This is a genomic window from Pseudomonas sp. GX19020, assembly GCF_023371075.1.
In the GTDB taxonomy this organism is placed as follows: domain Bacteria; phylum Pseudomonadota; class Alphaproteobacteria; order Rhodobacterales; family Rhodobacteraceae; genus Pseudogemmobacter.
Window position 1 is genome coordinate 278,418 of the sequence record NZ_JAMCCR010000001.1, and the last position, 20,179, is coordinate 298,596.

The window sequence follows — 20,179 nt, forward strand, 5'->3', positions numbered from 1 at the left end:
TGGGGGCAGGCGGCGCCGCGCCGGCCCGACCACAGGGTCAAGGGCCTGGTCACAAGCCGCGCGACAGGGCCGCGACACCGGTACGGGCGATTTCTTTCAGGCCAAGCGGGCGCATCAGATCAGCAAAAGCATCGATCTTGTCCGGGGTGCCTGTCAGCTCGAAAATAAAGCTTTCGAGGCTGGTATCGACCACTTTGGCGCGGAAAATCTCGGCCAGCCGCAGGGCCTCGATCCGCTGATCTCCCTTGCCGACCACCTTGAACAGCGCGAGTTCGCGCTGCACGCTCGGCCCTTCGGCGGTCAGGTCATGCACGGCATGCACCGGCACCATGCGCGAGAGCTGTGCCTCGATCTGGTCGATCACGGCCGGTGTCCCGCGCGTCACAACGGTGATCCGCGAGCGATGCCCGGTATGGTCGACCTCGGCCACGGTAAGGCTGTCGATATTATAGCCCCGGCCCGAAAACAGCCCGATGACGCGCGCCAGCACGCCCGGCTCATTCTCGACAATCACCGCCAGTGTATGGCTTGCCTCTACCTCGCTGTGATGATCGCGAAGGTCATAGGCGGAATGGCTCGTCGAGCCCTTTTTGATCTTAAGCGCAGACATCTGCTGCCCTTTCATCTGTCTCTAAATATCCCGGGGGTCCGGGGGCAGGGCCCCCGGCACGGCATCACACCAAAACAGCGCCCGATTTGAACGCATCCGCATCGGCCGAAAGCAGCATCTCATTATGCGGCCTGCCCGAGGGGATCATCGGGAAGCAATTCTCATGCTTCTCGACGCGGCAATCAAAGATCACCGGCCCGTCATAACGGATCATCTCCAGGATCGCGTCATCGAGATCCTTCGGATCGTCGACCCGCAACCCTTTGCAGCCGAAGGCTTCTGCCAGTTTCACGAAATCGGGCAGGCTTTCCGACCAGGAATGCGAATAGCGCTCGCCATGCAGCAGCTCCTGCCACTGGCGCACCATGCCAAGCCGCTCATTGTTCAGGATGAACTGCTTGACCGGGGCGCGGAACTGCATCGCCGTCCCCATCTCCTGCATATTCATCAGCCAGGAGGCCTCACCCGCCACGTTGATCACCAGCGCGTCGGGATGCGCGACCTGCACACCTATGCTGGCGGGAATGCCATAGCCCATGGTCCCGAGGCCGCCAGAGGTCATCCAGCGGTTCGGCTCGTCAAAGCCGAGGAACTGCGCCGCCCACATCTGATGCTGACCGACCTCGGTGGTGATATAGCGGTCCATGCCTTTGGTCAGCGCTTCGAGCCGCTCCAGCGCATATTGCGGTTTGATCGTGCTCGAAGACGGCGTGTAGGAAAGGCAATTGACCGCCCGCCATTCATTAAGCTGCTTCCACCATTTCGCGAGGCCCTCTTTATTGACCTTGCGCCCGCGCGCCTTCCAGATCTTCAGCGCATCTTCCAGGATATGGCCGACATCGCCCAGGATCGGCACATCGACCCGGATCACCTTATTGATGGATGACGGATCAATATCGATATGCACTTTCTTCGATTTCGGCGAGAAATCGGCGACGCGACCGGTGATACGGTCATCGAAACGGGCGCCGACATTGATCATCAGATCGCAGCCATGCATCGCCAGATTGGCCTCATAAAGACCATGCATCCCCAACATCCCGAGCCAGGCCTTACCGCTGGCCGGATAGGCGCCAAGCCCCATCAGCGTCGAGGTGATCGGGAAGCCGGTCGCTTCGACAAATTCACACAGCAGCTGGCTCGCGCCCTTGCCGGAATTGATCACGCCGCCACCGGTATAGAACAAAGGCCGCTCGGCGGTTTCCATGAGTTCCACCATCCGGGTGATGGCGTCGATATCGCCCTTCACCCGCGGCTGGTAATGCGAGACCTTTGCTTTCTCCGGCGCGGTATAGGGGCCGGTTGCGAATTGCACATCCTTGGGGATATCCACCAGCACCGGGCCCGGACGGCCCGATTTCGCGACATGGAAAGCCTGGTGGATCGTGTCCGAGAGCTTTTCAGTCTCTTTCACCAGCCAGTTCATCTTGGTGCAGGGACGGGTGATGCCGACGGTATCAGCCTCCTGGAACCCATCGGTTCCGATCATGAAGGTCGGCACCTGGCCCGACAGGACGAGGATCGGGATCGAATCCATCAGCGCATCGGTCAGCCCGGTCACGGCATTGGTCGCACCCGGCCCCGAGGTCACCAGCGCCACGCCCACCTTACCGGTGGACCGCGCATAGCCTTCGGCCATATGGACCGCGCCCTGTTCGTGACGGACAAGAATATGACGGATGTCGTTTTGCTGGAAAATCTCGTCATAGATCGGCAGGACTGCACCGCCGGGATAGCCAAACACCACCTCGACGCCCTGATCCTTCAGAGCCTGCACCACCATCTTCGCGCCGGTCATCACCTTTGCCGTCATCGCTGCACCGTCATCCTCTCGCCGGCTCCTGCCGGCCGTTCCAAAACAAAAAGCCCCCGAGGGTTAATCCGGGGGCGCATGGGAGACCATTATGGCAACCGTTACCGGCCCATGCGCCTGTCCCTTACTACGACAATAATCCTGCCCATACGCATCTCCTCAGCGCAGCGGCCTGTGAAAGCCCGCGCGACTGACGGGAACCTAAGGCAAGCTGTTAAGGGGCGTCAACCGTAAATCTGCACTGAATATGTCTCGGTTGGTGTGAAAATCGCAATATTATTTCGGCCGCTTGTCGCGGCGGGCAATTTTCGTGTTTTACTGCCCCGAATCTTTGGCGGTTCGCGCTTATGACAGAGAGCAGAGTGCACCGCTTTGCAGTTTCGCGCGGCAGTTTTATCCTCCAGGCTGAAAGCTCATTCGCAACAGGTAGTCGCAACAGGGCACAGAAGCGGACGGGTGACCGCCGGTTTCCTCATGGCACTGATACGCCCGGCTGATGCAGGTGCGATCAGGCGAAGGCGCGAGGTCTGTTCAGGCACCACGCGCCTCCGGCAGACTGATCTTTGCGACCTGTTCGGCGATCGGATCAACCGAGAGCGGGTGAAGCTCGGCCTGGTGATCAGCGGGCGAGCCCAGATCGGTCCATTGCCCGCCCTTGAAAATCTCCAGCGCGTCAAAGCTGGCCTTATACCCCATCTTGCGGCTGCCAGGCACCCAATAGCCAAGATAGACATAGGGCAACCCGGCCTCGCGCGCGATCTCGACATGATCAAGGATGATATAGCTGCCGAGCGAGCGCGCGTTCATCGCGGGGTCGTAAAAGGAATAGACCATCGAAAGCCCGTCATCGAACACATCGGTCAGGCAGACGGCCGCGAGACGGCTGTCGCGGTCCGAGCCATAGCGATCCGACCTGCCAGGATCCGCGCGGTCTGCGGGGTGGGTGTATTCGATCACCCGCGACCGGATCGGGGTTTCCTCGATCATGGCGGCGAATTCGAAAATATCCATATCGGCCATCCCCCCATCGGCGTGACGGGTGTCGAGATAGCGGCGGAACAGCTGGAACTGGTCTTCCGTCGCCCAGGGGCTGGTTGCGTTGCGGGTCAGATCCTCGTTCTTTTTCAGAACCCGCTTCTGGGTGCGCGAGGGTTTGAAATCGGCAACCCGGATCCGTGCCGAGAGACAGGCTGAACATTCCGCGCAGGACGGGCGGTAAAGCACATTCTGGCTGCGCCGGAAGCCCTGTTTCGACAGCGCGTCATTCAGCCTCTGCGCATGTTCGCCCTGCAATGCCGTGAACAGTTTGCGCTCCATCCGCCCGTCGAGATAGGGGCATGGCTGCGGAGCGGTCACATAAAATTGTGGGGCGATGGGAAGGGTATGGCGCATCTGGCTGTCGGGGGCGTTACGGGTCTCTGTCGGTTGGCTTGTCTCAGTCAGGGTATGGGAAGGGCGCCCGTTTGGGGAATCTTATGCAGGACGCAGGCAATTTTGCTGGCAGGCCTGGCGGGTCGGGAAAGAAACCCGAACGCGCCAACGGTGGTCAGGCGAGACCCTAGCAAGGGCAATCCCATCCGACAACAGCACATATTCGGCAAAACGGCGCCCCGGCCACTGGCCGGAGCGCTCATGTTTTCCTGCATGTCATGCGGTGGAAACCCTTCGCCGGGCACCAATCAGCAGCCACCGTTCAGCGGGTACGGCTCACCGGCTGCGGCTTTGCTAAGGGCGGCTTTGGTAGCGCGGGGCCTCAGTATTCGCCACGTCGCGGCGCTTCGCCGGTTTCCGGCCCGGGTTTTGGCGCGGTTTCAGCGGCGGCTTCAGATCGGGCTGCGGCGGCCTCCGAGACGCCCCGGGCGCGTTCTTCCATGAAATGGTCGAATTCCTGCTTGTCGCGGGCATCGCGCAGGCGTTGCAGGAAGGATTCAAATGCGCCCTGTTCATCTTCCAGGCGGCGCAGGGTCTCATCGCGGTAAGAGTCGAAGGCCGCATTGCCGGTGGTGCGGAACGGCGCGTGACGGTCAAAGCCCCGGTGGCCAAAGCCATTGCGGGCGCTGCGGTTATGTCTGCGGTTGCTGCAGGCGAATCCGAACATCTGTTTTCCCCAGATCATCCAGGCCAGAATTGCGAGGCCAAGCGGAAAGAAAATCACGAACCCCGCCACCATGGCGACAATCCAGGCCCATTTGCCACGGGCATCAAGCCAGGCCTCAACCTGGCAAAGCCGGTCGGTAATCCCGCGAAAGGCCATCATGCCAGTGCGGGAACCAGCTGTGCTGTTCATCTCGAAATCACTCCCTGTTCAGATGTAAATGTCGTTCACATGGATAATTTGCGGCCGGCTTCCGGTTCTTTCAAGGGGGATGTGAATGATATTTACATGGCCGGAGCCGCGCAGCCCGGCGGTTCAGCGGCTTTTCGCCTGGGCCAGTCGGGACAGTCCGGGCAGCCCCGGGCGGGGCCTGATGGCCGGAAAGGCGGAATTCTTTGTCAAAGCCGCGCCGCCCGTAATCAGGGGAATTGACCCCCCCGTCACCGCGCCGCATTTTGCGCCCATGTCAGATCACGCCTTTGCCGCCCGCATCACCCGACAGCCCATCGCCTTTGATCCCGCAGCCGGGGCCGGGGCCATGGCTGAATTTGCCGATCTCGGGCCTCTGGTCGCGGGGCTGATCGGGGGCATAGCGGGCTGCTCGCCCTATCTCGGCGGCCTGCTGGAACGCGAGGCCGTCTGGATCCGTCAGGCGCTCGCGGGCGCACCGGAACATGCGCTTGCCTCACTTCTGGCCGAGCCGCGAGAGGCCGGGCTTGATACTCTGGGCGCGGCGCTGCGCCAGGCCAAGCGTCGTGCCGCGCTCCTGACGGCGCTCTGTGATCTGGGCGGCGTCTGGCAGCTGAATGAGGTGACGGGTGCGCTGACCGCCCTTGCCGATCTCGCCGTCGATCTCAGTGTCAAATGGCTGGTGGCCGAGGAAATCCGGCGGGGTAAACTGCCGGGCGCTGGCCCGCAGGATGCGGAAACCGCCGGTGGCATGACCGTGCTTGCCATGGGCAAAATGGGCGCGGGAGAGCTGAACTACTCCTCGGATATCGACCTCATCTGCCTTTTCGACCAGGAGCGCTATGGCGAGGACCAGGCCGAGGCCCGCGCCAGTTTTATCCGCGTGACCAAGAAGATGACGGCGATCCTCTCGGATGTGACCTCCGAAGGCTATGTTTTCCGCACCGATCTGCGGCTTCGGCCCGATGCTTCGGTGATGCCGGTCTGCCTCTCGATGGGGGCGGCGTATAATTACTATGAGGCCGAAGGCCGAACCTGGGAACGTGCCGCCTATATCAAGGCGCGGCCCTGTGGCGGCGATCTGGAGGCCGGGCGGCGCTTTTTGCAGTCGCTGACGCCCTTTGTCTGGCGCAAACATCTCGACTATGCCGCGATCCAGGACGCACATGACATGCGGCTGAGGATCCGCGAACATCGCGGGCTGAACGGGCCGCTGACGGTCGAAAACCACAATATCAAGCTCGGCCTTGGCGGCATCCGCGAGATCGAGTTTTTCACCCAGACCCGCCAGCTGATCGCAGGGGGGCGTGACCCGGATCTGCGCGATCCCACAACTGAAGGCGGTCTTGCCGCGCTGGCGGAAAAGGGCTGGATCCCGGGCGCTGTGGCCACCGAACTGACCATGCTTTACCGCGCGCATCGCGAGCTGGAGCACCGGCTGCAGATGGTCGGCGATGCGCAGACCCAGACCATGCCGCCGACTCCCGCGGGCGTCGCGCGGATCGCCGCCTTTATGGGCGAAAGCGAGGACCAGTTCCGCGAGGGGCTGATCACGCGTCTGCAACGCACCGATGATCTGACCGAGGGCTTCTTTGCCCCCGACGAGCCGGTGGAAGAGGGGCCACAGCTTTCCGATCACGCCCGCTCGATCGTCGAAGGCTGGCAGCATTATCCGTGTCTGCGCTCGGATCGCGCCCAGACCATTTTCCGCCGCCTCCGTCCGCAATTCCTGAAATCGCTGACCGCAGCCGCCAATCCGGATGAGGCGCTGGTGGCGCTGGACGGGTTTCTGGCGGGCCTGCCCTCGGGCGTGCAGATCTTCTCGCTCTTCGAGGCCAATCCGCAGCTGGTGGATCTGATCATCGACATTGCGGGCACCGCGCCGGAGCTTGCCCGGTATCTTTCACGCAATGCGGCGGTCCTTGATGCGGTGATCGGGGGGGCGTTCTTCGAGCCCTGGCCCGGCGCGCGCGGCCTGACGGCGGCGCTGTCGCAACGGCTTGGGGACCTCGCCGATTACGAACGTCAGCTCGACGAGGCGCGGCGCTGGATGAAGGAATGGCATTTCCGCGTCGGCGTCCATCATCTGCGCGGGCTGATCGACAGTTTCGAGGCCGGCAAACAATATTCCGACCTCGCCGAGGCAGTGGTGGCCGCGCTCTGGCCCCGGGTCGTGGCCGAATTCGCGACCAAGCATGGTGAGCCGCCGGGCCGGGGGGCGGTGCTGCTGGGCATGGGGAGCCTTGGGGCAGGGCGGCTCAATGCCTGTTCAGACCTTGACCTGATCCTGATCTATGATGCCTTTGGTGAAGGGGGCGAGGCCGAGCAATCCGAAGGACGCCGCCCGCTGCCGGTGCGCACCTATTATGCGCGGCTGACCCAGGCGATGGTGACGGCGCTGTCGGCCCAGACCGCGGGGGGCAGGCTTTACGAGGTCGATGTGCGGCTGCGCCCCTCGGGCCGCCAGGGGCCGGTTGCGACCGCGCTGGCGAGCTGGCGCGACTATCAGATGACCGAGGCCTGGACCTGGGAACATCTCGCGCTCACGCGGGCGCGGGTGTTGGCCGGCGATCCGACGCTGGCCGTCGCGGTCGAAGAGGCCCGACGCGAAGTGATCGCGCTGAAAGGCGCGGGGGGGGGCGTGGTCGCCGATGTCGCCTCGATGCGGGCGCGGCTGCAGGAGGCCAAGCCCGCGCGCGGCGAGTGGGAGACCAAGAACGGGCCCGGCCGGCTGATGGATATCGAGCTTGTCGCCGAAATGGCGGCGCTGATCAGCGCGAACCCGGCCCGAACCATTGAACGCCAGCTTGCCGGCGCGAAACAGGTGCTGGAGAAGTCCGATCAGGAGAGCCTGGCAAAGGCCTGGCGTTTCCTCTGGTCGCTCCATTGCGCGGCGCGGCTCCTGAGCGAAGGGCCACTTGATCCGGCCATGATCGGCGAAGGCGGGCGCGCGTTTTTGCTGCGCGAGACCGGGGAAAGCGACATGGAGACGCTTCTGGCACAGCTTCGGTCGGTGGTGGTGCTTGCAGACGGGGTCTGCGCGCGGCAATTTGCGGCAAAACAGAACGGGTAAGGCGATGGGGAGGCTGGCAGTGCGGCTGGAAGAGGCAGATCCGAAAGGGCTGGTGCGGGAAAGCTACCGGATCGAAGGGATTTCGCCGGGCGAATGCCGGTCGATCTTCATGGACTGGGCGCTGAGTGTCGCGGATAATCGCAAGATCCCCGATGCGCTGCGCACGCTGATCGCGGAATACAGCGCCGGCGCGCCGGATCATCCGATGAACGACGTTCTGGCCGCCGGGCTGATGCCCGCCGCAGAGCCAAAGCGCCGCGGCGGTCGTCTTGGAAGGTCAGCCTGAGAAGTCAGCGGCGGGCGAGACCTGTGGCTTCAGCGGCCAGCCGGGTGACCTCGGCCCAGGCGCCGGCCGCAAGCGCGTCTTTCGGCGCAACCCAGCTGCCGCCCACGCAAAGCACATTCGGCAGGGCAAGATAATCGGCGGCGTTTTTCAGGCTGATGCCGCCGGTCGGGCAAAACCGCACCTGGGGCAATGGCGATGAAAGTGCCTTGAGAAACCCGGCGCCGCCGGCCTGTTCGGCGGGAAAGAATTTCTGCACCGTATAGCCGCGTTCAAGCAAAGCCATGGCCTCCGAGGCCGAAGCCGCGCCGGGCAGCAGCGGCAGCCCTTCATCTTCGCAGGCCTCAATCAGCGCCGGAGTGGCCCCGGGCGAAACCCCGAACCGCGCGCCGGCCGCCTTGGCCGCCTTCACATCCGCACGGGTCAGGAGCGTTCCGGCCCCGACCACACCGCCCTCGATCTCGGCCATGGCGCGGATCACATCGAGCGCGGCCTTCGTGCGCAGGGTCACTTCAAGCGCGGGCAGGCCGCCCGCGACCAGGGCTTTCGCCAGCGGCGCAGCCTGGGCGACATCTTCTACGACCAGAACCGGCACAACCGGCGCCAGTCGGCAGATTTGTTCAGCGGCAATGGATTGCTCTGCAGGGGTCATGTCTTTTCCTCGGACAGGGATCTGCCAGCGGCAGTGTTAAGATCTGAGTATTCAGATCAGGGGGAACAAAGCGCCGTCCTCCTGACCTGAACACTCCCGCCGGAGATATCCGGCAAAAGTCGGGGGCGCGGCGGCGGATCAGACGACCACTGCCGCACCATGTTCTGCATTGCCGACCGAGCGGCGGAACATCTCGAAAAGCTCCCGCCCGGTGCCAAAGCCGTTGGCGCTCAGATCGGCCACGACCGGGGCGCGGGTCGCAAAATCGGGGGCGAGGCAGGTCAGCTCCCCCCTGACCGCGTCAAGGCGCAACAGATCACCATCCTGCAACCGCGCGAGCGGGCCGCCACAGGCGGCTTCGGGTGAGACATGGATTGCAGCCGGCACCTTGCCACTGGCGCCCGACATGCGGCCATCGGTCACCAGCGCCACTTTCAGCCCGCGATCCTGCAACACGGTCAGCACCGGCGTAAGCGAATGCAGCTCTGGCATGCCATTGGCCTGCGGCCCCTGGAAACGCAGCACCACGATCATATCGCTGGTGAACTCGCCGCGTTTGAACGCCGCTTTAACGCTTTCCTGGTCATGGAACACCCGCGCAGGCGCTTCGATCACATGGCGCTCGGGCGCCACGGCAGAGATCTTGATCACCGCACGCCCAAGATTGCCCTCCAGCTGCCGTAACCCGCCGGTCTGCGCGAAGGGATCGGCGGCCGGGCGCAGGATCCTGTCGTTCAGTGTTTTCACCGGGCCTTCGCGGTAGCGGAAGGTGCCCTCATGCAATTCGGGCTCGCGAGTGTAATGTGTCAGCCCGTCGCCTGCGACCGTCTTCACATCCTCATGCAAAAGCCCCGCGCCCAGCAGATCGCGGATCAGGAACTGCAAGCCCCCCGCCGCGTGGAAATGGTTCACATCCGCCAGCCCGTTCGGGTAAACCCGTGCCATCAGCGGGACGGCGCCCGACAGATCGTCAAAATCCTCAAGATCGAGCAGCACCCCCGAGGCCCGCGCCATCGCCGGCAGATGCAGCACAAGATTGGTCGATCCGCCTGTGGCCATCAGCCCGACGATCCCGTTCACATAGGCGCGCTCGTCAAGGATCTCGCCCGCCGGGCGGAAGTCATTGCCCAAAGCGGTGATCGCCGCTGCACGCGCCACGGCGGCCTCTGTCAGAGCCTCGCGCAAAGGGGTGCCTGGATTGACAAAAGTGGCGCCGGGGAGGTGGAGGCCCATCACCTCCATCAGCATCTGATTGGTATTGGCGGTGCCGTAAAAGGTGCAGGTGCCCGGCCCGTGGTAAGAGGCCATCTCGGCCGCCATCAGCTCTTCGCGCGTTGCCTTGCCTTCTGCGAAAGCGGCGCGGGTTTTGGCTTTCTGGTCATTGCCAATGCCGCTGGTCATCGGGCCTGCGGGGATGAAAATCGACGGCATATGACCAAAAGTGGCGGCGGCCATGATCAGCCCGGGCACGATCTTGTCGCAGACCCCGAGCCACAGCGCCGAGTCGTAACAGTCATGGCTGAGTGACACGCCGGCCGCCAGCGCGATCACATCACGCGAGAAGAGCGACAGCTCCATCCCGGGCTGGCCCTGGGTTACGCCGTCACACATCGCGGGTACACCGCCTGCGACCTGGGCCGTGGCGCCGAACCTGCGCGCGGTCTCACGGATGATCTTCGGGTAATCCTCATAGGGTTGATGCGCCGAGAGCATGTCATTATAGGCGGTGATCACCCCGATATTCGGCGCCCGGCCAAGCGCGAGATCTGTCTTATCAGCGCCCATCGCCGCATAGGCATGGGCCTGGTTGGAACAGCTCAGATGCGCGCGGACCGGGCCTTTGGCGACTGCCGCCGCCATCCGCGCCAGATAGGCGGAGCGCGAATGCTCTGAGCGCCTGCGGATCCGGTCGGTGACGCGGGCGATGATCGGGTTCAGGTCTGGCCTCGATGTCATGTTGGTCTCTCGGTCCTGGCTTTGGGGATCTCCGTGGCGGGGGTCTGGGGCCTGCCTGTCGGAGAAGCTGGGGCGGAAATCGGGGTCGGCAGGGATATTCTGTCTGAAGATAGATCTGTTAGCGCTAACATTAAAGGGGGAAACCCCATTTTGCAAGAGCTTTGCCATGGGAACAGCACAAAACGGCGGTGGCGTCAAAGGCCGCGTATCGCGATCCTGCGCGAGAGCCGGGCGATACGTTATTCCGCTGCCGCAAAGAGACCATGCCACTTTCACAAAGCAGCCGGGTTGAGTAAGAGAAGGGCATGACAGAGACAGATATCCCCACCGCCGCGTATAAATATCCAACTGTGCGGCTGCGGCCCAAAGCCGAGGCCCGTGCGATCCGCCACGGCTACCCCTGGGTCTATGCCGACGAGCTGGTGATGGACCGCCGGACCTCCGCGCTGGCGCCGGGTGCGCTCGCGGTGCTGGAAGATGCCGAGCGCCGGCCGCTTGGCCTTGTGACCATAAACCCCGCATCGAAGATCGTGGCGCGGATGCTCGACCGCGATCCGGAGGCGGCGATTGATGAGGCCTGGTTCAAAACGCGTCTGACGCGGGCGCTGGCTGCGCGGGCGCGGCTTTACCCCGAGCCCTTCTACCGCCTGGTTCATGCCGAGGCCGACGGGCTTCCCGGCGTGGTGATCGACCGCTTCGGCGATGTGGCGGTGGTGCAGCCCAATGCCGCCTGGGCCGAAGGGCATTTCGCGACCCTCGTCTCGGCACTGGCAGCGGTCACCGGCGTGACAACCGTGATCAAGAACGGCTCGGGCCGGGCACGGGGGCTCGAGGGCCTTTCCGAAGAGATCGTGACCGTGCTGGGCACAACGCCTGCCGCGCCGATTGCTGTACCGATGAACGGTGCGACCTATCTTGCCGACCTGACCGGGGGGCAAAAGACCGGGCTCTTCTTTGACCAGCGCGAGAACCATGCATTCACGGCGCGGCTGGCGCGCGGGGCGCGGGTGCTCGATGTGTTCAGCCATGTCGGTGGCTTCGCGCTGGCGGCTTTGGCCGGGGGCGCAGAAAGCGCGCTGGCAGTAGACGGATCGGCGCCGGCGCTGGCGCTGGCTGAGGGCGGTGCAAAGGCCTCCGGCGTTGCTGACCGGTTTTCGACGCGGCAGGGCGATGCGTTCCAGGTGCTCGAAGCGCTTGGTGCGGAAGGGGCGCAGTTCGATCTGGTGATCTGCGACCCGCCGGCCTTTGCGCCGGCCAAACCGGCGCTTGAGGCGGGGCTCCGGGCCTATGAACGGGTGGCAAAACTGGCAGCTGCCCTGGTTGCGCCCGGCGGCTTCCTGGTCCTCTGTTCCTGTTCCCATGCCGCGGATCTCTCGTCCTTCCGCAATGCTTCGGCACGCGGGATCGGGCGCGGCGGGCGGCGCGGGCAGCTGATCTATACCGGCTTTGCCGGTCCCGACCATCCGGTGCTGCCGCAGCTTGCGGAAACGGGCTATCTCAAGGCGCTGGCCTTCCGTCTGGACGGCTGAGGTGAAGGCCGTTCTCGACGCCTGTGTCCTTTTCCCGACGGTTTTGCGGGAGATTTTGCAGGGCGCAGGCGAGGCGGGCCTTTATGAGCCGGTCTGGTCGGACCGGATCCTCGGGGAATGGACGCATTCATCGGCCAAACTCGGCCCCGGTATGCAGGTCGTGGCCGAGGGCGAGGCCGCGCTGTTTCGCGCGGCTTTCCCGCGCGGGCGGGTTGCGCCACAACCGGCCATCGAGGCGCGTCTGGTGCTGCCGGATTCCGGCGATCTGCATGTGCTGGCGACGGGTATCGCCGGCCATGCCGATGCGATCGTGACCTTCAATGCCTCGGATTTTCCCGGTCACGTTCTGGCCGCAGAAGGCATTTCCCGAAGAGATCCGGACGGCTTTCTCTGGGAGCTGCAATCGCGTGCGCCGGAAAAGATGGCGGCGATTGTCGGGCGGGTGCGCGCAAAGGCCGAAAGCCTGTCGGGCCAGCCGGTCGACCTGAAACCGCTTTTGAAACGCGTGCGGCTCTTTCGTCTCGCCAAGGCACTGGCCGGCTGATCCTGCATCAAAACGGGCGCCCTGAGGCGCCCGCAAATTTCGTCTGCGAAATTTGAGCCGGATTTTTTCTGAAAAATCCGGCTTCTGGCCGAGGTCAGCCCTTCAGGATCGAACGTCCCGCATATTCTGCGGTTTCGCCCAGCATTTCTTCGATACGGATCAGCTGGTTGTATTTCGCCATCCGGTCCGAGCGCGACAGCGAGCCGGTCTTGATCTGACCGCAATTCGTGGCCACGGCGAGATCAGCGATGGTGCTGTCTTCGGTCTCGCCCGAACGATGCGACATCACATTGGTATAGCGCGCACGATGCGCCATATCGACGGCCTCAAGCGTCTCGGTCAGGGTGCCAATCTGATTGACCTTCACCAGCATCGAATTGGCGATGCCCTTGCTGATCCCCTCGGCCAGGCGGCGCGGATTGGTCACGAAAAGATCGTCGCCGACCAGCTGCACCTTATTGCCGATCTTGTCGGTCAGCAGTTTCCAGCCCGCCCAGTCATCCTCGGCCATGCCGTCTTCGATCGAGATGATCGGATAATCCGCCGCCAGTTTCGCCAGGTATTCGGCATTTTCTTCCGAGGAAAGCGAAATGCCTTCGCCCTTCATCTCGTATTTGCCACCCTTGAAATATTCGGTCGCGGCGCAGTCGAGGGCGAGATAGATATCTTCACCCGGTTTGTATCCGGCCTTTTCAATGGCCTTCAGGATGAAATCCAGTGCCACGCGGCTCGAAGACAGATTCGGCGCAAAGCCACCCTCATCGCCGACATTGGTGCCGTAGCCCGCCGCCGAGAGCTCTTTTTTCAGCGTGTGGAAGACTTCCGATCCCATGCGGACCGCGTCACGGATGTCATCCGCGCCGACCGGCATGATCATGAATTCCTGGATGTCGATCGGGTTATCGGCATGTTCGCCGCCATTGATGATGTTCATCATCGGCACCGGCAAGACACGCGCCGAGGTGCCGCCGATATAGCGGTAAAGCGGCTGGGTCGTGTATTCCGCCGCAGCCTTTGCCACCGCCAGCGAGACGCCGAGGATCGCATTGGCGCCAAGGCGGGATTTGTTCGGCGTGCCATCCATCTCGATCATGGTGCGGTCGATGCCGGTCTGCTCGGTGGCATCATAGCCGACCAGCTCTTCGGCGATCTCGCCATTGACGGCAGCCACCGCCTCCAGCACGCCTTTGCCGAAATAGCGGGATTTGTCGCCATCGCGGCGCTCATTCGCCTCATGGGCGCCGGTCGAGGCTCCCGAGGGCACTGCGGCGCGGCCCATGGCGCCGCTTTCCAGCACCACATCGACCTCTACGGTCGGGTTGCCGCGGCTGTCGAGAATTTCGCGGGCGTGAATGTCAATGATCGTGCTCATCGTAAGCTCCGGGTCAGACGTTTCTGTTTCAGTCGGGCGGGATGGGCCGATCCCGATCTCCGTTTAGCGGGAGCGGCCGCCCTGGGGAAGGGCGGCAATCCCAGGACCTGCGTGTTTTTTGTCGGGCTAGGTCTGCACCCGCTTTCTGGCGCGGCCGAACATATAGAGACCGGACAGGATCACGAGGCCCGATCCGATCACCACATTGACGCTCAGATCTTCGCCAAGGAAAAGCACCGCCAGTATGAAAGCGAATACCAGGCGCGTGTAACGGAATGGTGCCACGGCCGAGACTTCGCCGATCCGCATCGACTCGACCACCATGTAATAGCCGATCAGCCCGGCCAAGACCGCGCAGACCAGCACCACACCCTGTTCGGGGGCGGGTGCCTGAAAACCCTCGCCGCGCACCAGCATCAGAAGCACGCCCGCCGGGACCGAGGCCAGCACCCCCCAGGAGGAAAGGCTCATCGTTCCCAGATGCGGCGGCAACCGGCGCGTCACAAGGTCGCGTACCGACAGCGCGAGGACACAGCCGACCATGGCGAGGCCGGCAATGTCGATCCCGGTCTTCCAGGGTTCCAGAATGATCATCACACCGACAAAGCCGGTCAGGATCGATATCCAGCGCCGCCAGCCGACGGTCTCGCCCAGAAACAGCGCGGCACCTGCAGTGATCATCAGGGGCGACGCCTGCAACAGCGCCGAGGCCATCGCCATCGGCACCAAGGCAAGCGCCAGCAGATAGGTGAAAGCCGCCACCCCTTCCGAGACATTGCGAATCAGCGCCATGCCGCGCAAAGCGGCCATGCTGAACACCGCCTCGCCACGACGCAGCGCCAGGAGCGCGAAAATACCGCCCCCCGCAAGGCCGTTGATCACCAGGACCTGACCCGGCGGCATCGAGACTGCGGCATGTTTGAGAAAGGTATCCTCGATGGCAAAAGCGGCCATGGCGCTGACCATCAGGACAGCGGCCCTGCGGTTTTCAGTCACGCTTGCGGCCGCGCGTTCTGCGGCGCTGTCCGGGGCGGCATTCGGGGCACTCATTCGCTAAACTCCTTCACACCGCCTGCCGGCCCCTGGGCCGGTTTTGCCATCAGGGACGCGCTTGCGCCCGGCATATGGTGGTGACTTTCCTGCTCTTAGCCGGAGTTTTACGCAGGGGAAAGTGACACAGCCGTCTCACCTGCGACAGAATGAGGCAGCGGCGACCCCTGTTTGCGATTTCGCGCGGTTGCGACATTTTTGCCCGACAGCACATACGGCGTTTTGGGGAATCGGTCGCAGGACTGTTTTCCACAGGGGAACGCAGTGCCCCGCATATCTGGCCAGGCTTCATCCGCAATGTGAAGCTTTCGGGCCAAACCGCCCGGATCGGAGGGAAAAGCCGGCGCAGGCCAGAATACATCCCTGGATCGTCCACAGATTTGCCCACATCTGTACGCTGCAAAACCCGGGCCGGAACTGGCCCGGTCCCGGCGCATGGCCCCGTGACGTCAAGATGACATTGCGGAAAGGGGCCGAAATAAATCCGTTGAAACTGCCGTTTTCCTACGACACGTTGCTCGCGAGGCAAGTCAGGCCACCATATGTTGTATCCTTTGCACCAATACCTTTCGACGCCGGCTCTTGTCGGCTGAACCGGTCCCGGTGTGGTGGTTCAGGCCCGGGATGTCACGACCAGTGCTGCATCCGCAAAAACAAGGGCCGCAAATGGCCCACAGGGGACAGAGCAATGAAAATCGAGCGCAGATTTACCAATGCCACCGGCGGTGCCTGGGGCGCGGTGCATTTCACCACCACCACTTCTGAAATCCGCAATCCCGATGGCCGCATTGTCTTTCGCAATGACGCGGTCGAGGTGCCCGAGGGCTGGAGCCAGGTTGCATCGGATGTGATCGCCCAGAAATACTTCCGCCGCGCAGGCGTTCCGGTGCGGCTGAAGCGGGTCAAAGAAAAGGGCATGCCCGAATTTCTCTGGCGCTCGGTCGCTGACGAAGAGGCGCTGGCCCTTTTGCCTGAGGGCGAGCGCTATACCGGCGAGACCTCGGCAAAGCAGGTCTTCGACCGCCTTGCCGGCGCCTGGGCCTATTGGGGCTGGAAGGGCGGCTATTTCACCCGTGAGGAAGACGCGCAGCATTATCTTGACGAGATGCGCTATATGCTGGCGCGGCAGATGTCCGCGCCGAATTCACCGCAATGGTTCAATACCGGGCTGCATTGGGCCTATGGGATCGACGGGCCGGGGCAGGGCCATTTCTATGTCGATCATGTCAGCGGCAAACTGGTGCAATCCACCAGCGCCTATGAACACCCGCAGCCGCATGCCTGTTTCATCCAGTCGGTCTCGGATGATCTGGTGAAAGAGGGCGGCATCATGGATCTCTGGGTCCGCGAGGCGCGTCTGTTCAAATATGGATCTGGCACCGGCACCAATTTTTCGTCGCTCAGGGGCGAGAATGAAAAGCTGTCGGGCGGCGGCAAATCTTCGGGGCTGATGGGGTTCCTCAGGATCGGCGACCGCGCGGCAGGGGCGATCAGATCCGGTGGCACCACACGGCGCGCGGCCAAGATGGTGATCTGCGACATGGATCACCCCGATGTCGAGCAGTTCATCAACTGGAAGGTGATCGAGGAGCAAAAGGTTGCTTCGCTGGTCGCCGGATCCAAAGCGCATGAGCGCGAGCTGAACGGCATTTTCGCCGCCATCCGTGCCTGGGACGGGTCCGAAGCCGATGCCTTTGATCCCGCCAGGAATGCGCGTCTGAAAGCCGCGATCCGTTCGGCAAAAAAGGCTCTGATCCCCGATACATACACCAATCGCGTGCTGCAATATGCAGCCCAGGGCTTCGACAGTATCGAATTCCCCACCTATGACACCGACTGGGATTCCGAGGCCTATTCCACCGTCTCGGGCCAGAATTCGAACAATTCGGTGCGGGTGACGGATGCCTTCCTCGCGGCGGTGCGCGACGATCTGCCATGGGAGCTGGTGCGCCGTACCGACGGGACGGTGGCGAAAACCGTTTCGGCCCGCGATCTCTGGGATCAGGTCGGCCATGCCGCCTGGGCCTGTGCCGATCCCGGGATCCAGTTCCATGACACGATCAATGCCTGGCATACCTGTCCGGAAGATGGGCCGATCCGGGGCTCGAACCCGTGCTCGGAATATATGTTCCTGGATGATACCGCCTGCAATCTGGCGTCTTTGAACCTTCTGACCTTCTGGAAAGGCCGGAGGTTCCAGGCCGAGGCCTTTGTCCATGCCTGCCGGCTCTGGACGCTGACGCTGGAAATCTCGGTGATGATGGCGCAGTTCCCGTCGAAGGAAATTGCGCAAAGATCGTATGAATTCCGCACCCTGGGTCTGGGCTATGCCAATATCGGCGGGCTTCTGATGACCATGGGGCTTGGTTACGATTCCGCCGAGGGCCGCGCGCTCTGCGGTGCGCTGACTGCGATCATGACCGGCATTTCCTACGCGACATCGGCCGAGATGGCGGCAGAACTGGGGGCTTTCCCCGGCTATGCGAAGAACCGTGACGCCATGCTGCGGGTCATCCGCAACCACCGCGCGGCGGCGCAGGGCGGCGGGGGGTATTCCGGGCTGAACGTGGCGCCGGTCCCGCTTGATCATGCGAATTGCCCCGATGCCGCACTGGTTGCGCTGGCCCGGCTCGCCTGGGATGAGGCTCTGTCACTGGGCGAGGTGCATGGCTTCCGCAACGCCCAGGTTTCGGTCATCGCGCCCACCGGGACGATCGGACTGGTGATGGATTGCGACACCACCGGCATCGAGCCAGATTTCGCGCTGGTCAAATTCAAGAAACTCGCCGGCGGCGGTTACTTCAAGATCATCAACCAGTCGGTGCCGGCGGCGCTTGAGGCCCTGGGCTATCCCGCGCATCAGGCGGCCGAAATTGTGGCTTACGCGGTCGGGCATGGCAGCCTCGCCCAGGCACCCGCAATCAACCATACCGCCCTGATCGGTCATGGCTTTGGTGCCGCCGAAATCGCGAAAGTCGAGGCGGCTTTGCCGACGGCTTTCGATATCCGCTTTGTCTTCAACCAATGGACGCTTGGCGAAGAGTTCTGCAAGGGCACGCTTGGCATTCCGGAAACCGAGCTGATGGATCCGGGTTTCGATCTGCTGAAACATCTGGGCTTTACCCGCGCTCAGGTCGAGGCGGCGAATGACCATGTCTGCGGCACCATGACGCTGGAAGGCGCGCCGCATCTGAACGCGGCGCATCTTGCGGTCTTCGACTGCGCCAGCCCCTGTGGCCGCAAGGGAGATCGTCTGCTCGGCGTCGAAAGCCATATCCTCATGATGGCCGCCGCGCAGAGCTTTATCTCGGGCGCGATTTCCAAGACGATCAACATGCCGTCCTCGGCCAGGATCGATGAGGTGCTGGCGGCTTACGCACTGTCCCACAGCCTCGGCGTCAAGGCCAATGCGATCTATCGCGACGGATCCAAACTGTCGCAGCCGCTGGCAGCGGCACTGATCGAAGGCGATGACGAGGCCGAAGAGGTGCTGGAAACAGGCTCACCGCAGGAAAAGGCGCGGGTGATCGCTGAAAAGATCATCGAGAAAGTGGTGGTCAAAGAGATCGTCCGCAGCCATCGCGAGAAACTTCCCGAGCGGCGCAAGGGCTATACCCAGAAGGCGCTGATCGGCGGCCATAAGGTCTATCTCAGGACCGGCGAATATGCCGATGGGGCGCTTGGCGAGATTTTCATCGACATGCATAAGGAAGGTGCGGGCTTCCGTGCCATGATGAACAACTTCGCAATCGCTGTGAGCGTCGGCCTGCAATATGGTGTTCCGCTTGAGGAATTTGTTGATGCCTTCACCTTCACCCGGTTTGAACCGGCGGGGATGGTGCAGGGCAATGATTCAATCCGTAACGCGACCTCGATCCTCGACTACATCTTCCGCGAACTGGCGATTTCCTATCTTGATCGCACCGATCTGGCGCATGTCGCCCCGAAAGGCACGGCTTTCGATGATCTCGGCCGTGGTGATGATGAGGGCAAGCCCGACCAGCGCGCTGCAGCCGCGCCGGTGACGCGTTCGGTAGAGCTTCTGAAATCGATCAGTTCGACCGGCTATCTGAGAAATCGCCTGCCGCAGGATCTCCTTCCCGGTAATGACAAGGCAGCCGCCGGGATCGATCCGGTGACGGCGCTGAATATGCTGATCCCGGGCACCAGAACGCCCGGCAGCAGCCTTGCTGCGCTGAATGCCGGGTCAGATGCGCGGAGCCGCGCGAAACTGCAGGGCTATACCGGGGATTCCTGCACTGAATGTGGCAATTACACGCTGGTCCGCAACGGAACCTGCCTGAAATGCACCACCTGCGGCGGCACAACCGGCTGCAGCTGAGAGCGCGGCGGGGTGTCGTTGGAGCATAAGAGCCAGGGGCTTACCCCTAAGCCTGCACCGAACCTGTCAGGACCTGCGTTCCTGCACATGAGCCGACATTGAATGGAAGGGCGCGGATCGACATGGATCCGCGACTTTCCTTTTCCAGATCAGTTAGTTGCATCGCTTTTCTGCTTCAGGGTCTGAGCAATCGCATCCGATCCCCCATCCCGCTGCCGTTCCATTATTGCCCGAGGAGACAATGCTGCCCTTTGCCTCGCGTCTTCCGGCGGCGAATGGCGTGGGTCGGATGGGCAGCCCGGGCTGGATCTGAAGGCCCTGGTTCGCGGTGATGCAGATCAGACAGACCGCCTGGCCGGTTGTGGTGGCGCAGAAGCGTGCGATCTCTTCCGGCCTTCGGAGGATGGGTTCGTCCGGCTCGGGTCAGAACGGCAAGCTCGTTCGGAGATATAGCGGCGGTGGATGCGCGCCTGCCCGGAATGCGTTTCTCAGGATCGCGCCCCGGGGGGCGGGCAGCGTCTCGACCGCTATGAGCCCTTGTTAAGGCCAGGCGCTTTTGCTGCCACGGCCTGCATCTGGCCGATGCCTCGCCATGCCTACCCCATGATTTTTCGGCAACCTGGCACGAGCATGACGGCCGGGCACAGCTGGCAGCCGGCCCCCATATTTCG

13 protein-coding genes are annotated in these 20,179 nt (G+C 63.0%); 5 read left to right on the forward strand and 8 right to left on the reverse strand.

Annotated features, from left to right (window positions below):
• Window positions 1-49: 49 nt before the first annotated feature.
• The 4 genes from ilvN to M3484_RS01425 all read right to left on the reverse strand — a co-directional run bounded on the left by ilvN (window position 50) and on the right by M3484_RS01425 (window position 4,710).
• On the reverse strand, window positions 50-610 hold the full coding sequence (gene ilvN, locus M3484_RS01410) for an acetolactate synthase small subunit (RefSeq protein ID WP_249495439.1): 561 nt from the start codon (window positions 608-610) through the stop codon (window positions 50-52).
• 64 nt (window positions 611-674) lie between these two features.
• Complete coding sequence (locus M3484_RS01415) at window positions 675-2,423, reverse strand: acetolactate synthase 3 large subunit (RefSeq protein WP_249495440.1); 1,749 nt, start codon at window positions 2,421-2,423, stop codon at window positions 675-677.
• Between the two features lie 531 nt (window positions 2,424-2,954).
• Window positions 2,955-3,815, reverse strand: a complete 861-nt coding sequence (locus tag M3484_RS01420; RefSeq protein WP_249495441.1) for an arginyltransferase — start codon at window positions 3,813-3,815, stop codon at window positions 2,955-2,957.
• Window positions 3,816-4,176: 361 nt separating this feature from the next.
• A complete protein-coding gene (locus M3484_RS01425; protein WP_249495442.1) occupies window positions 4,177-4,710 on the reverse strand; it encodes a DUF2852 domain-containing protein in 534 nt (177 codons plus the stop codon).
• Between the two features lie 85 nt (window positions 4,711-4,795).
• Here M3484_RS01425 and M3484_RS01430 point away from each other — a divergent pair, with 85 nt between their 5' ends.
• A complete protein-coding gene (locus M3484_RS01430) occupies window positions 4,796-7,780 on the forward strand; it encodes a [protein-PII] uridylyltransferase family protein (RefSeq protein ID WP_249495443.1) in 2,985 nt (994 codons plus the stop codon).
• A gap of 4 nt (window positions 7,781-7,784) precedes the next feature.
• Window positions 7,785-8,066 carry a hypothetical protein gene (locus tag M3484_RS01435; protein WP_249495444.1) on the forward strand — a complete coding sequence of 94 codons (282 nt, stop codon included), beginning with the start codon at window positions 7,785-7,787 and terminating at the stop codon, window positions 8,064-8,066.
• 4 nt (window positions 8,067-8,070) lie between these two features.
• Here the strand turns inward: M3484_RS01435 and eda are convergent, their stop codons facing one another.
• Both eda and edd read right to left on the reverse strand, forming a co-directional pair.
• The gene (gene eda / locus M3484_RS01440; protein ID WP_249495445.1) at window positions 8,071-8,715 is read right to left on the reverse strand and encodes a bifunctional 4-hydroxy-2-oxoglutarate aldolase/2-dehydro-3-deoxy-phosphogluconate aldolase; all 645 of its coding nucleotides are present in this window, start codon (window positions 8,713-8,715) and stop codon (window positions 8,071-8,073) included.
• 138 nt (window positions 8,716-8,853) lie between these two features.
• Window positions 8,854-10,653, reverse strand: a complete 1,800-nt coding sequence (gene edd, locus M3484_RS01445) for a phosphogluconate dehydratase (protein WP_249495927.1) — start codon at window positions 10,651-10,653, stop codon at window positions 8,854-8,856.
• Between the two features lie 323 nt (window positions 10,654-10,976).
• On the opposite strand from edd, the gene M3484_RS01450 reads away from it, so the two are divergent.
• Together M3484_RS01450 and M3484_RS01455 are read left to right on the forward strand one after the other, a co-directional pair.
• Window positions 10,977-12,200, forward strand: coding sequence for an RSP_2647 family RNA methyltransferase (locus M3484_RS01450; RefSeq protein ID WP_249495446.1), 1,224 nt, complete (start codon window positions 10,977-10,979; stop codon window positions 12,198-12,200).
• A gap of 1 nt (window position 12,201) precedes the next feature.
• Window positions 12,202-12,744, forward strand: a complete 543-nt coding sequence (locus M3484_RS01455) for an RSP_2648 family PIN domain-containing protein (protein WP_249495447.1) — start codon at window positions 12,202-12,204, stop codon at window positions 12,742-12,744.
• Window positions 12,745-12,838: 94 nt separating this feature from the next.
• Here the strand turns inward: M3484_RS01455 and eno are convergent, their stop codons facing one another.
• Window positions 12,839-14,116: a phosphopyruvate hydratase gene (gene eno, locus M3484_RS01460; protein WP_249495448.1), complete on the reverse strand. Its 1,278-nt coding sequence runs from the start codon at window positions 14,114-14,116 to the stop codon at window positions 12,839-12,841.
• Window positions 14,117-14,242: 126 nt separating this feature from the next.
• Complete coding sequence (locus M3484_RS01465; protein WP_249495449.1) at window positions 14,243-15,166, reverse strand: DMT family transporter; 924 nt, start codon at window positions 15,164-15,166, stop codon at window positions 14,243-14,245.
• Between the two features lie 688 nt (window positions 15,167-15,854).
• Here M3484_RS01465 and M3484_RS01470 point away from each other — a divergent pair.
• Window positions 15,855-19,508, forward strand: a complete 3,654-nt coding sequence (locus tag M3484_RS01470) for a vitamin B12-dependent ribonucleotide reductase (RefSeq protein ID WP_249495450.1) — start codon at window positions 15,855-15,857, stop codon at window positions 19,506-19,508.
• The last annotated feature ends 671 nt before the right edge of the window (window positions 19,509-20,179 follow it).